Source organism: Pseudoalteromonas sp. JB197, from assembly GCF_002332205.1.
In the GTDB taxonomy this organism is placed as follows: Bacteria; Pseudomonadota; Gammaproteobacteria; order Enterobacterales; family Alteromonadaceae; genus Pseudoalteromonas; species Pseudoalteromonas nigrifaciens.
The window spans coordinates 3,041,550-3,054,229 of sequence record NZ_NRGZ01000001.1 but is presented as its reverse complement, the minus strand read 5'-3'; the positions used below and the strand labels follow the sequence as shown (position 1 = coordinate 3,054,229).

At 40.9% G+C, this 12,680-nt stretch carries 10 protein-coding genes and 4 tRNA genes; 4 read left to right on the top strand and 10 right to left on the bottom strand.

Annotated elements, in window-relative coordinates; translation table 11 throughout:
- Positions 1-219: 219 nt before the first annotated feature.
- The 8 genes from tuf to murB form a co-directional block, all read right to left on the bottom strand.
- Entirely contained in the window at positions 220-1,404 is a 1,185-nt protein-coding gene (tuf, locus tag CIK86_RS14225) for an elongation factor Tu (protein WP_096317100.1), read from the bottom strand.
- A gap of 135 nt (positions 1,405-1,539) precedes the next feature.
- A tRNA-Thr gene (locus tag CIK86_RS14220) sits at positions 1,540-1,615 on the bottom strand.
- Positions 1,616-1,627: 12 nt separating this feature from the next.
- Positions 1,628-1,702 (bottom strand) — tRNA-Gly (locus CIK86_RS14215).
- 45 nt (positions 1,703-1,747) lie between these two features.
- A tRNA-Tyr gene (locus tag CIK86_RS14210) sits at positions 1,748-1,832 on the bottom strand.
- Positions 1,833-1,873: 41 nt separating this feature from the next.
- A tRNA-Thr gene (locus CIK86_RS14205) sits at positions 1,874-1,949 on the bottom strand.
- Positions 1,950-2,066: 117 nt separating this feature from the next.
- A complete protein-coding gene (locus CIK86_RS14200) occupies positions 2,067-2,774 on the bottom strand; it encodes a pantothenate kinase (protein ID WP_011329539.1) in 708 nt (235 codons plus the stop codon).
- Positions 2,771-3,763, bottom strand: coding sequence for a bifunctional biotin--[acetyl-CoA-carboxylase] ligase/biotin operon repressor BirA (gene birA, locus CIK86_RS14195; RefSeq protein ID WP_011329540.1), 993 nt, complete (start codon positions 3,761-3,763; stop codon positions 2,771-2,773). The genes CIK86_RS14200 and birA overlap by 4 nt, the downstream gene beginning before the upstream one ends.
- On the bottom strand, positions 3,760-4,770 hold the full coding sequence (gene murB, locus CIK86_RS14190) for a UDP-N-acetylmuramate dehydrogenase (RefSeq protein ID WP_086994442.1): 1,011 nt from the start codon (positions 4,768-4,770) through the stop codon (positions 3,760-3,762). Before murB ends, birA begins: the two co-directional genes overlap by 4 nt.
- Positions 4,771-4,913: 143 nt before the next feature.
- On the opposite strand from murB, the gene CIK86_RS14185 reads away from it, so the two are divergent.
- Positions 4,914-6,755 (top strand): M1 family metallopeptidase, encoded by a 1,842-nt coding sequence (locus tag CIK86_RS14185; RefSeq protein WP_086994439.1) that lies wholly within the window; start codon positions 4,914-4,916, stop codon positions 6,753-6,755.
- Positions 6,756-6,842: 87 nt separating this feature from the next.
- On the opposite strand, the gene CIK86_RS14180 is transcribed toward CIK86_RS14185, so the two are convergent.
- Positions 6,843-7,445 carry a DUF2057 family protein gene (locus CIK86_RS14180; RefSeq protein WP_086994436.1) on the bottom strand — a complete coding sequence of 201 codons (603 nt, stop codon included), beginning with the start codon at positions 7,443-7,445 and terminating at the stop codon, positions 6,843-6,845.
- Between the two features lie 93 nt (positions 7,446-7,538).
- Here CIK86_RS14180 and CIK86_RS14175 point away from each other — a divergent pair, with 93 nt between their 5' ends.
- The 3 genes from CIK86_RS14175 to CIK86_RS14165 all read left to right on the top strand — a co-directional run bounded on the left by CIK86_RS14175 (position 7,539) and on the right by CIK86_RS14165 (position 11,162).
- A complete protein-coding gene (locus CIK86_RS14175; RefSeq protein ID WP_011329544.1) occupies positions 7,539-7,910 on the top strand; it encodes a histidine triad nucleotide-binding protein in 372 nt (123 codons plus the stop codon).
- A gap of 213 nt (positions 7,911-8,123) precedes the next feature.
- Entirely contained in the window at positions 8,124-8,780 is a 657-nt protein-coding gene (locus CIK86_RS14170; RefSeq protein WP_086994433.1) for a response regulator transcription factor, read from the top strand.
- Positions 8,781-9,005: 225 nt separating this feature from the next.
- On the top strand, positions 9,006-11,162 hold the full coding sequence (locus CIK86_RS14165; protein ID WP_086994430.1) for an ATP-binding protein: 2,157 nt from the start codon (positions 9,006-9,008) through the stop codon (positions 11,160-11,162).
- 7 nt (positions 11,163-11,169) lie between these two features.
- Here the strand turns inward: CIK86_RS14165 and CIK86_RS14160 are convergent, their stop codons facing one another.
- Positions 11,170-12,597 (bottom strand): mannose-1-phosphate guanylyltransferase/mannose-6-phosphate isomerase, encoded by a 1,428-nt coding sequence (locus CIK86_RS14160; RefSeq protein ID WP_086994427.1) that lies wholly within the window; start codon positions 12,595-12,597, stop codon positions 11,170-11,172.
- Positions 12,598-12,680: the final 83 nt, after the last annotated feature.

Below are 12,680 nucleotides of genomic sequence, written 5' to 3'. Positions count from 1 at the left end.
AGTCTAAGCCAACAACGCCACCCTCATACTTTATCCTCGAGGTTCGTAAGCCTCAACCCACGCTACGACGATAAAGTTAACACCGCTCTGCTCTACCTGAAGCCTCGTACCTAATATCTAAAACCTAATACCTGAAACCTGAAACCTGCACTTTATTACAGGCATTAAAAAAGGCCACCTAAGTGACCTTTTTCTAACAATTAACTTAAACGTTAATTATTACGCTACGATGTTTGCAACAACACCAGCGCCTACAGTACGACCACCTTCACGGATAGCGAAACGAAGACCTTCGTCCATCGCGATTGGCGCGATTAGAGTAACTGTCATCTTAACGTTATCACCAGGCATTACCATTTCTACGCCTTCTGGTAACTGTACGTCACCAGTTACGTCAGTTGTACGGAAGTAGAACTGTGGACGGTAACCTTTGAAGAATGGAGTATGACGACCACCTTCATCTTTTGAAAGTACGTATACTTCTGATTCAAAAGTAGTGTGTGGCTTGATTGAACCAGGCTTAGCTAGTACTTGACCACGTTCAACGTCTTCACGCTTAGTACCACGTAAAAGTGCACCAATGTTCTCACCAGCACGACCTTCGTCAAGCAGTTTACGGAACATTTCAACACCAGTACAGATTGACTTAGTTGTATCACGGATACCAACAATTTCAATCTCGTCGTTGATGCGGATAATACCAGCTTCAACACGACCAGTTACAACAGTACCACGGCCTTGAATTGAGAAAACGTCTTCGATAGGCATGATGAATGGCTTATCGATGTCACGCTGTGGCTCTGGAATGTAAGAATCAAGTGCGTTTGCAAGCTCAACAATCTTATCTTCCCACTCTTTCTCGCCTTCAAGCGCTTTAAGTGCTGAACCTTGAATTAGTGGTAAGTCATCACCTGGGAAATCATATTCTGAAAGAAGTTCACGAACTTCCATTTCTACTAGCTCAAGTAGCTCTTCGTCATCAACCATGTCACATTTGTTCATGAACACGACGATGTAAGGAACGCCAACTTGACGAGAAAGTAGGATGTGCTCACGCGTTTGTGGCATAGGGCCATCAGTCGCAGCAACTACTAAGATAGCGCCATCCATTTGAGCAGCACCAGTGATCATGTTTTTAACATAATCGGCGTGACCAGGACAATCTACGTGTGCGTAGTGACGAGTAGGCGTATCGTATTCAACGTGAGACGTTGAAATTGTGATACCGCGCTCGCGCTCTTCTGGAGCGTTGTCGATTGATGCGAAATCTTTAGCAACACCGCCGTATACTTTTGCAAGTACGTTAGTGATTGCTGCAGTTAATGTAGTTTTACCGTGGTCAACGTGGCCAATTGTACCTACGTTAACATGCGGTTTTACGCGTTCAAACTTTGCTTTTGCCATGACGGAACCTATCAGTTTTGTGTATCTATATTACATATGAAAATAATCCACCATAGGTAGATTAAGTTGATTTTTTCAAATTTCAAATAGTTTTTTCTGACAGATAAAGGAAGCGCTTAAGGAGGTTCTTAAAACTGGTGCTGATAGGCAGAGTCGAACTGCCGACCTCACCCTTACCAAGGGTGCGCTCTACCAACTGAGCTATATCAGCATCACCATAAACTGGAGCGGGCAGCGGGAATCGAACCCGCATCATCAGCTTGGAAGGCTGAGGTAATAGCCATTATACGATGCCCGCGTTAGGAACCTGTTCTTAAAATACCTCTAACCGTCAAGAATAAAGTGGTGGAGGGAGCTGGATTCGAACCAGCGAAGGCTGAGCCGTCAGATTTACAGTCTGATCCCTTTGGCCGCTCGGGAACCCCTCCACGATAATTCTTTACTAATGCACTTTCGGTAAAAAGGAAAGTGGTGCCGACTAACCGAGTCGAACGGTTGACCTACTGATTACAAGTCAGTTGCTCTACCAGCTGAGCTAAGTCGGCACTGCTTTAGTACGGGGCGAGATATTAGAGTAAGCTTTATTGGGATGCAACTATAAAATTAAAATAAATGAGAATTTATTGTTTAAATGCTCACAATTCAGGCAAAAACCGGCTTTTTTATAATTTATTGCTGTTTTCATCTAATTCATACCAATAATTTAAGCCTTTAATAACCAGCATGGGATCAAAAATACTCTCTTTGAATTGCTGTTGTAATAACGAACCATAACCACCGGCAAAAATAATTTGCGTATTTTTATCATTTAAATAAGGTTTAGCTTGGTTAATTGCTCCTATGGTGGCAACCAAGGCACCATTTTTTAAACCATTTGGGGTGTTTATTCCCAGTTGATTAGTAAATGGCGTATTTTCATCATCAAAAACGCGCTGGGTATTTTGCGTTAACGAGCGGGTCATTAAATCAAGGCCAGGTAAAATCCAGCCACCTAAATGCTGCCCGTCACAATTGAGTACATCAATTGTGGTAGCCGTACCGGCATCAACAACTATGCAGGCCTTATTTGGATACAAGGTAAAACTTGCAATAAGTGCCAGCCATCTATCTATGCCTAAATTATTAAAATGCTCGTAAGCACAGGTGAGCCCACCTAGCGTTTTAGTTACTTTAGCTTCAAAGCAGCTAATACTATTAAAGGCGGCTTGCGCTAAAATAGCATTAAGTAGCTCACTGCGCCCTACGCAAGCATAAATAACGTGTGTAATTGCATGCCAAGGTAAATTATTTAAATCACATGCTTGAACTTGCTCGTTTTGCCACAGCTTAGCTTTAAGTGAAGTATTGCCTACATCTATGAGTAATTTCATAGTTGCGCCTTTCTGAGCGATATTTCGCCGCCGTAATAGCTTTTTACTTCACCATCTTGGCGAATACGAATTCCGCCTTGTGGGTCTATTCCCTCACATATTCCGCGCCAACTACGATGTCCGGTATTTAGCTCTACACATTCACCAGCAAATGCATTTAAAGCATTCCATTGCTGATGCATGCTCTGTAAGCCACTTTCACTATACTGCTCTAAACGCTGCTCTAAATAATAAGTAAGCGAGGCAACCAACTGATTTTTATTAAGCTGCTGCGTATGTTGACTTAAATCAGTCCATGCTTGATCAATGTGCTGACTAAAGCTCTCTGGCATTTGTAAGTTAATACCTATGCCTATAACTAACTGACAAGGACCTTGCGGTTGCGCGTCGAGCTCAACTAATACGCCAGCGAGCTTTTGTTTATTGAGGTAAATATCGTTAGGCCATTTTAGCTCTACTTCTATGTTGTATAGCGCTTTAATAGCATCATATACAGCTAAGCCAACCACTATAGATACGCCCATAGCGGCTTGTATGCCATCATCTAAACGCCAAAAGTAACTATAATATAAGTTGGCTCCAAATGGCGACTGCCAAACCCGGCCCCGACGCCCACGCCCCAACTGCTGCATTTCGGCCACAATAACAGTACCCGATTCAAGCTCAGTTTTTGCTTGTATGCGGCGCATTAGCTCACTATTAGTGGAGTCTATTATGGGGTGTACTTCTACTTTGGCGGTAGTTGCACCTAACGCTTGATAGTGTTGTTGTATTTGCGCTTGGTTTAACAGCCCGACTTGGCTATTTAAGCTGTAACCTTTACCAGTTACCTTAAAAATATCTAAACCCATTTCTTGTAAGCTTTTAATATGCTTACTAATAGCTGCGCGGCTAATACCCAGTTGCTCGCCTAATACCTGCCCTGAAATAAAACCACCTTGATTGAGGGCATTTAAAATGGCGAGTTTATTTCCATCGGGTGCTTTCATGGCGTTGGCTCCGCTGTAATATGGCATTCACTATTGTTATTAATTAAGCGTACTTCGTGCTCTAATATAATGTTGTAACGAGAAAATACGCTGTGTTGAATATGTTTAATCATCGCAATTAAATCGCTTCCTTGGCTTTGGCCGTAATTTACTAGCACTAGGGCTTGTTGTTTATGTACCTCAATACCTGCAATGCGGTAGCCTTTTAAACCCGCTTGCTCTATTAGCCAACCCGCAGCCACTTTATGGTGCTTTGCACCGTGTTTATAATGCGGTAAATCTGCAAAGGTAGTTAATAAGGTAGCTAAACATTGATTAGTAATAATGGGGTTTTTAAAAAAACTACCTGCATTAGGTAAGGTATAAGGATTGGGCAATTTGCTGTTACGTGTTGCTATTACTTGCTCAAATACCGCTTGTGGCGTAACGGCTGCAAGTTGCTGCAGCGGTCCATAACTCAATACCGGCTGCCACTCTTTAGGCAAGGCTAAATGCACAGTAGTGATCACCGCTTTATTTTTTAACGCGTGTTTAAAAATAGAATCGCGATAGCCAAATTCACATTGCGCATTATTTAAGGTATTAAAGGTTTTGTTTGCTATATCAAAATACTCAACCGACTCTACAAATTTAGCCAATTCAACTCCGTAGGCACCAATATTTTGCACCGGCGCAGCACCCACAGTACCGGGAATAAGCGCTAGGTTTTCAAGCCCGGGAATGTTTTTAGTCAACAGCTCGCTGACTAGTTGATGCCAGTTTTCGCCAGCGGCCACGCTAATTAAGTAATCGTTTGCGCGCTCTTTTATTTGTACACCTTGAGTTGCCATTTTAATAACAGTACCGGTGTAATCATTTAAAAATACCGTATTACTGCCCTCGCCTAATAGGCAAAATGGAGGCTTAAAGCTTTGCGTTTTAAGCTGCTCTAGGTTATTAATTTTAACAAATTGTTGGCATTGGCTGGTTAATGCAAATGTATGTAACGTTTGTAATGAGTGCGCCACAAAGCTCTCTAAATATACCGGTAACTAATCGCGTTAGTTTAACGCATTGTCGCAAATAGCGCATCTGAATGTAAAAATTGCTCAACCCGCCTCGCCAATCATGATATAAAACCAACACTTATTTATTTGTGTTCAGGGTAATTATGAAAATCACACCTCTTTTTTTAAGCCTAGCTATGGCTGGTATGTGCTCACAAGCAATGGCCAATGCTATTGATCAAAACTCGTATGCTAATCTTAATGACGTTATTACTACGCATTTAAACCTTGATTTAGATGTCGACTTTGCCGACAAGCAATTAGAAGGTTTTGTTGAGCACACCCTAGAATGGCAAAATAACAACAGTAAAACTCTAGTGCTCGATACTCGCGATTTAGATATTGATAAAGTAATGTATCAAACGCAAAACGGCACATGGCATAAAGCTAAATTTAGTTTAGCAACACGCGATGATGTTAAAGGCTCAAAATTAACTATTACTTTTAAAAGCCAAGCGCCAAAAGTACGTATTTACTATAATAGCCGCCCTGAAGCGTCTGGCCTACAATGGTTAACACCAGAGCAAACAGCCAGCAAAACACACCCGTTTATGTACAGCCAATCGCAAGCAATTCATGCACGTAGCTGGATCCCAGTACAAGACACGCCAGCAATGCGAGTAACGTACTCAGCGCGCATTCATACCCCTAAAGATATACGTGCGGTAATGAGTGCCGACAATAAAGACGCACTTTATAAAGATGGCGACTATATTTTTGATATGCCACAAGCTATTTCGCCTTACTTAATTGCTATTGGCGCAGGTAATTTAGAATTTAAAGCAATGTCGCATCAAACCGGTATTTTTGCTGAGCCAACTATTTTAGATGCTTCAGTTGCCGAATTTAGCGACACCCAAGCGATGATCGATAAAACTAACGCACTTTACGGCGATTATGCATGGGGTCGTTACGATTTGCTTATGCTACCGCCAAGTTTTCCGTTTGGTGGCATGGAAAACCCACGCCTTTCGTTTATTACCCCAACCGTGGTTGCAGGCGACAAAAGCTTAGTAAATCTAATTGCCCATGAGCTTGCTCATTCTTGGTCTGGTAACTTAGTTACCAATGCAACCTGGGAAGATTTATGGTTAAACGAAGGTTTTACCTCGTACGTTGAAAACCGCATTATGGAAGAAGTATTTGGTCGCGACCGCGCAGTAATGGAACAAGCTCTTGATGCAGCAGGTATTCGCGCGCAAATTAAAACGCTTGATGCACCAGACACGCGCCTTAACTTAAAGCTTAATGGCCGCGATCCTGATGATGCGTTTAGCTCTGTACCTTATACCAAAGGGCAGTTATTCTTAATTTACCTAGAAGAAAAATATGGCCGCGATAAGTTTGACGCCTTTGTAAAAACTTACTTTAACGAATTTGCCTTTAAATCTTTAACCACTGCACAATTTGTTACTTACCTAAAAGCTAACTTAATTGATAAGTACCCTGGTATTGTGAGCATGGATAAAGTAAATGAATGGATTTTTGCGCCAGGCTTACCAAGCGATACACCTAACCCAACATCAGATGCTTTTGATAAAGTAGATACAGCAACAGCTACTTGGTTAAATGGCGATATCACAGCAGCGCAATTGCCTACAGCTAATTGGTCGGTGCATGAATGGTTGCACTTTTTAAATAACTTACCGCGCGATTTAAGCCAAACACATATGAGCGAGCTTGATACTGCGTATAACTTAACGCAATCAACTAACGCTGAGCGTGCATTTGCTTGGTTTATGCTAGCGGTAGGTAATGGCTACCAGCCAATTTATCCGGCGCTTGATAAGCACTTAACCAGTATTGGTCGTCGCAAGCTAATTGTCCCGCTTTATAAGTCACTTATTGATAACGGCAAAAAAGACTGGGCACAAAGCGTGTACTTAAAAGCACGCCCGGGTTATCACCCACTAGCACATGGCACTATAGACGCATTATTTGAATAAATTATTCAAATAATAACGAGCTTAATAAGCGAGTGTTTAAAATACAAAAAGGGCCGACATTCGGCCCTTTTTAATTGCATAAAAAAGCTACTTGGTTACTTTTTCTAAAAAGGCTTGTTGTTGAGCTGGGGTTGCTTGTTGCCACCAAAAGTCGAGCATTGCTGCTGCGCTGGGCATGCCTTTACCATTAATAGGTGCAACGAGTTTACTTACTTCGCCGGCGCTTGTTGCCATTGCCGTTGTATTACTAACTTGCTGTACTGGCACAGTGTTTGTAAGCTGGGCATTAGAAATTACACTTAATGGCGCAGCCAGTGCACTTCCTTTTGCTTTTAAGCTTACTTGTGGCGACTGTGCAAATATTTTAGCCGCAACCGCATTTTTGGCACGATTAAACTCTAAAGTATAATCTTTACCCGCTTCAATAGTTACATTTACCCAAAATGGTTCAGACTCTACCACTTCGTGATCGTCGTAACCTAGGTCATACAAGTCAGTGTATTTAAGCTTTAATTTATAACTACCCGGTGCTAGCTCTATGTCATCAACACGGCTAAATATCGAGCTTTCAATAATACGTTCCCCAACTTGCAGAGGCACAAACTCTTCAGGAAAGTGAATATTTTCTGCCATGCTCGACACACTAAACAATAGCGCTGCGGCACTACCTAATAATATTGATTTACGCATATTTTCTCCTTTATTTGATTTCAGTTTGACACTGCTTGTAAAGTTTGTCATTAGTGGAGCTTACTTTAATCATACTTAATTAGGGGCCATATAATGAGCCAAGAGACTATTTTTACTAAAATAATTAATCGTGAGATCCCAGCTGATATTATTTATGAAGATGAGCATACTCTCGCCTTTAAAGATATAAACCCTCAGGCGCCATTTCACGCGCTTATTATCCCCAAAAAGGCAATTGCTACTATTAACGATGTAACGCCTGAAAACTCGCATTTAGTAGGTAATTTATATGTAGTAGCGGCTAAATTAGCCAAGCAACTAAACTTTGCCGACGATGGCTACCGAGTGGTCATGAATTGCAATGAACATGGTGGCCAAACCGTATATCATATTCATTTACATATGCTTGCAGGTAAAGAGATGGGCTGGCCTCCTTATCAAAACACCAAAAAAGTGGCGCTATAAACAGCTATTTATTTTATACAATTAGTTATAAGCTTTTTAGGTTGTTTTATTTTGTAATCGCAATCAATAAATAATTACTTATTTGCAACATTTTATGTTTAAATAATCATAATATCGTACTTGCTTTTTGCGTTACAACGCGACTTTCTAATACAAAAGGTGTGGAGGTCGTGGTAAACTTAATCATAAGCTTTATAAAAGAGTAAAAATAATATGAGCAGTTCAGCCTTTTTGTTATTAGATGAAGAGCCCATTAACACTATTGGTATTAACGTTTTAGAACCTTTGTTAAAAACGCAAGGTATTAGCGTAACCACAGGCACCAATATTTTAGATGTGCCTGTAGGAACACGACTTTTGTTTATCGAAACATCGAGCAAAGATGCGTGGGGAAAATTAAAAGAGCAACTGGTTAATTTACGGATTAAATGCGATATCGTATTATTTAATTTGGATGAAAACCCAGAGCTTGCTAATCGTGCCTTACTTAGCGGAATTCGTGGTGTATTTTACACCACAGATAACGCCGATGTATTGATGAAAGGTATTCGCTTACTACTTGAAGATCAACTTTGGTATCGCAGAGATATAATGTGTAATGCATTAAATCGTATGTTGCAGTTTAATAAAGATGCACTGCATAAGCTTACCGAAGGCGATATTGAGCCAGTTAAACTTACCAAGCGCGAAAAAGCCATAATTTCATTAATGAGTAATGGCTCAAAAAATAAAGAAATTGCTGAAGAGCTAAGCATTAGCCCACACACAGTTAAAACTCATTTATACAGCGCATTTAGAAAAACAAAATGTCGTAACCGTATTGAGCTACTATCGTGGGCACAGCAGCATATTCCAGACGAAATACGTTAATTTAAACTTTAGTTTAAACACAAAACAGGCACATACGTGTCTGTTTTTGTATCTGGGCAAGCTTAATCAGCAAGCTCAAATTTTAAATAATAAGTCGCTCCCCAGCGAATAAAGTATACGTTTTAATTTCAATACAGCTCAAGGTGTTAAACAATATATTGAGCTATTTTCGGTTAAGTAATTATTGTTATACTTTTAATCTAATAACACGCTATTGGTGCCTCAATGCTCGACTCTTTTACCCTATATTTTGCCAGTATCGCCGTTATGGTTGTAATGACCCTGCTAAATTTTTTAACCTGGCGCACCAATAAACACACTCCAGGCACTCTGCTTTATATTTTTTATCCTGTTTTATTGCTCGGCGTTATTATTGGCTTTACTCTGATCGGGCGAGTCCCTGAACTTGTCGCCATTAGCATTGCCAATATATTGATGTTTGCGGCCTCAATTGTGCATTGCCTTGCTATTAGCCAGTTTTTAGATTATCGCGGTATTGGCTTTAAACTTGTTTGTGCATTTACTGCTTTTAGCAGCGTAATGCTGGGTTATTACAGCTTTTTGTCGCCATCTATTCAAGATAGGCTGTTTATATCTGATATACAGCATATAGCTGAAGCTGCATTTTTACTGTTTATATTTATAAAGTATGCACGTAAGCCCTATCCCAACGGCAGCATTGTTTATATTATAATTTTAACTTTAGTTGCCGTAAGCTTTATTGCCCGCTCGATATTTATGCAAAAAATTGAGCAACATGACACCCTATTAAGCCCTTGGTTTAGCTCGTTACTTTTTTTAAACGGGGTTATAGCACCTATGTTTTATGCCGCTGGCATGGCACTGTTGTGTAATGAGCGCAGAGAGCAGCATCTTAATAAGCTCACTAAAAAAGCCCGTAAAGATCTAGAAATACGTGGGTTGTTTTTATCAACTATCAGCCACGAAATTCGCACCCCTTTAAACGGCATTTTAGGCAGTGCTCAGTTAGTTATGAACCAAACAAGTGATGCTCGCAATAAAGCCTATTGCGAGGCAATTATTAACTCTGCCGAATCCCTTAATTTACTGGTTGATAAAGTACTCGACTACGCCAGCCTTGATCAAAGCGACGAAGCTCTTTACGAAGAAGATATTGAGTTTAAAACTTGGATACAAAATTTATGCTTATTACTAAGCCCTCTGGCAGAGCAAAAGCAACTAAAGTTTGAGCTACTTTGCAATATACCCGATCAAGCCTGTTACTACTGCGATCAGCAAAAACTCAGACAAATTATTATTAACCTTGTGGGTAACGCAATTAAATTTACCGACCAAGGTAGCGTTAAAATTCAAATTGATCTAATCACTGAAAAACAACTTGAACACACTATTAAAATAAGCGTAAAAGACTCAGGCCCCGGCATCGAGAATGACGAAATAGCCTACCTAACCGAACCCTATGTGCAAAGTAGCGCCGGAAAAGAAAAAGGCGGTACAGGCCTTGGTTTAGCAATAACCAGCCGCTTACTCGAAAAACTGCATAGCAAGTTAGAAATAGCCAGTAGCCTAGGGAGTGGCAGCGTGTTTAGCTTTGATATTACGTGTGCGCTGGGCGAACTCAGCCTAGTAGCGCAACGTCATCAAAGTAAAGATTATTTAACCGGTTTAAAGGTGTTGTTAGTAGAGGATTTAGATTTAAATCAAAAAATAGCCGTAGAATTTATGGCCGACGACGAACATAAAATTAAGTTAGCAAAAGACGGTAAAACTGCAATAGAGTTAATGCAAGCGCATCATTTTGATGTAGTGCTGCTCGATATGAACCTACCTGATTTGACCGGCCAACAAGTACTTAAAACATTGGCTAAAATTGAGCATAAAAACCAGCGCACTCCCGTACTAGCCTTTACTGCAAGTTTAAGCCCTAGTGAGGTAAAAGAGTACTTAGCGCTGGGTATAAAAGACATTGTAGGTAAACCTATTAAACACCAAAAATTGCGCCAAGCACTAAGCGATTCACAGTCAACTAAAACGGCTACTGTAGCTGTAGATTTGGTTGATACTTTATATGACGCAAGCGCTAGCGAAACGCTTACCAGCTCTTTTAGTATTGATGAAGTGTCGTCTATTTATAACGAGTTTGTGCTCTCTACCCGCAGTAAACTAAATCGCTGCCAAGCGCTCGTAGAACAACAGCCCGAGCAATGCATTAAATTATTACATCGCCAAGCCAATACCGCACTACAGCTGGGCTTTAACCGTTATGGTTTAGCGCTGAAAAAAATAGAGCGTCGTATGCTTGATAAAAAGCCGCTAAAAAACGCCATCAATGAAGCGCTCGACCTTTGGCAGCAAAGTTTAGAAGAGTATTTAAGGTGTGTACGCAAAGGGCTGCAGTAAAGCGTTGTTAGTTTCTGCCATATTTATCATCAAACCGTTCAATGTCGCTTTCATCTAAAATAGTGCCTGTTTGTACCTCAATTACTATTAACGGCGCATTTTTATTATTAGCCAAACTATGAATTTGCTTAGCGGCAATATAACAAGACTGATCTGCACTGAGTGTTAGTGCTTGCTTATCAATGCATACATCGGCAACCCCAGATACAACTACCCAATGCTCGGCACGATATTGATGGCGCTGCGTAGAGAGCTTAGCGCCGCTGTTTACGGTTATTTTTTTAACCTTAAATCCACTGCTTTCTACCAAGGTACGATAATTTCCCCACGGCCGATAAACAACTTGGTGGTGGGTTAACTTGTCTGTTTGCGTAAGCGCTACTTTTTTGAGTAATAACGGCAGTGCATCAAGCTCATTTTGATTCGCAATAAGTGTGGCATCGTGGGTATGAATAACAGCTAAATTACTTACCCCTAAGGTGGCAATAGTATGATCGGTTTCGCTTATTATTAGATTGTTTTTACTGTTTTGCGCTACATAATTAGCATTTACATTGTTGCCTTGCGGATCTTTTTTTAGCAACTTAGCAAGTGATGAAAAACCACCTACGTCACTCCAGTTTAAGGCAACAGGCATGACAACTACGTTATCACTGCGCTCTAAAATAGCATAATCTATGGAGTCACTCGGGCAAGCTTCGAGCGTTTTTGCACTGGGGCGTGTAAAGCCTAAGTCCTGACTAAAATTGGCGGCGTTAGCCACACAATTGGCAATTTTAGGTGCAAAGCGAGCCAACTCTTGTAAATACGCTGCAGCAGTAAACAAAAACATACCGCTATTCCAACTATAACTTCCATCTAACAGGTAGCTTGTTGCGGTGGTTAAGCTGGGTTTTTCTTTAAATTCAGCTACTTCAAAGCAGTCAGTACCGGTAATGGCGCTTCCTTGTTTTATATACCCGTAACCTGTGTGTGGCTCGGTAGGCGTAATAGAAAAGGTAACTAATTTACCTTGCTCAGCTAATATTGTCGCGCCGTGTAACTGCTCGGTGAGTAAGTTAAAATTATTTATATGATGATCCGCTGGCATAACTAACAGTGGCCCTGTTATGCCATTTTGTAGCGCATAATGCGCAGCTAAAGCAATTGCTGGGGCAGTATTTTTACCTGTGGGTTCTAAAAGTAATGCGCGCGGATTTGCACTAGCAGCTTGCTCAGCGGCAATAAATCGGTGCTGTTCGTTACACACTAAAATAGCTCGATTGAATACCCTACCGGTTACCCGTGTTAGGGTATTTTGTAATAACGACTGCCCAGTAGGTTCAGCATCGAGTAAGGGTAAAAACTGTTTTGGCATTGCTTGGCGCGACAACGGCCATAAACGAGAGCCAATGCCGCCCGCTAAAATAACTGGAGTGATTAAAGAGTTGTTCATAGTGCTGCCGCCAATAAATATCAGCGGCTATTTTAACACTTAATTAGCCGCTGGCTAATTTAACACTTAATTAGCCGCTGGCT

What these genes read in the sequence shown, in the direction of transcription:
- tuf (WP_096317100.1), bottom strand. Translation starts at nt 1,404, where the DNA reads ATGGCAAAAGCAAAGTTTGAACGCGTAAAACCGCATGTTAACGTAGGT.
- CIK86_RS14160 (WP_086994427.1), bottom strand. Translation starts at nt 12,597, where the DNA reads ATGAACAACTCTTTAATCACTCCAGTTATTTTAGCGGGCGGCATTGGC.
- CIK86_RS14200 (WP_011329539.1), bottom strand. Translation starts at nt 2,774, where the DNA reads ATGAAATTACTCATAGATGTAGGCAATACTTCACTTAAAGCTAAGCTG.
- CIK86_RS14170 (WP_086994433.1), top strand. Translation starts at nt 8,124, where the DNA reads ATGAGCAGTTCAGCCTTTTTGTTATTAGATGAAGAGCCCATTAACACT.
- CIK86_RS14175 (WP_011329544.1), top strand. Translation starts at nt 7,539, where the DNA reads ATGAGCCAAGAGACTATTTTTACTAAAATAATTAATCGTGAGATCCCA.
- CIK86_RS14185 (WP_086994439.1), top strand. Translation starts at nt 4,914, where the DNA reads ATGAAAATCACACCTCTTTTTTTAAGCCTAGCTATGGCTGGTATGTGC.
- CIK86_RS14180 (WP_086994436.1), bottom strand. Translation starts at nt 7,445, where the DNA reads ATGCGTAAATCAATATTATTAGGTAGTGCCGCAGCGCTATTGTTTAGT.
- birA (WP_011329540.1), bottom strand. Translation starts at nt 3,763, where the DNA reads ATGAAAGCACCCGATGGAAATAAACTCGCCATTTTAAATGCCCTCAAT.
- CIK86_RS14165 (WP_086994430.1), top strand. Translation starts at nt 9,006, where the DNA reads ATGCTCGACTCTTTTACCCTATATTTTGCCAGTATCGCCGTTATGGTT.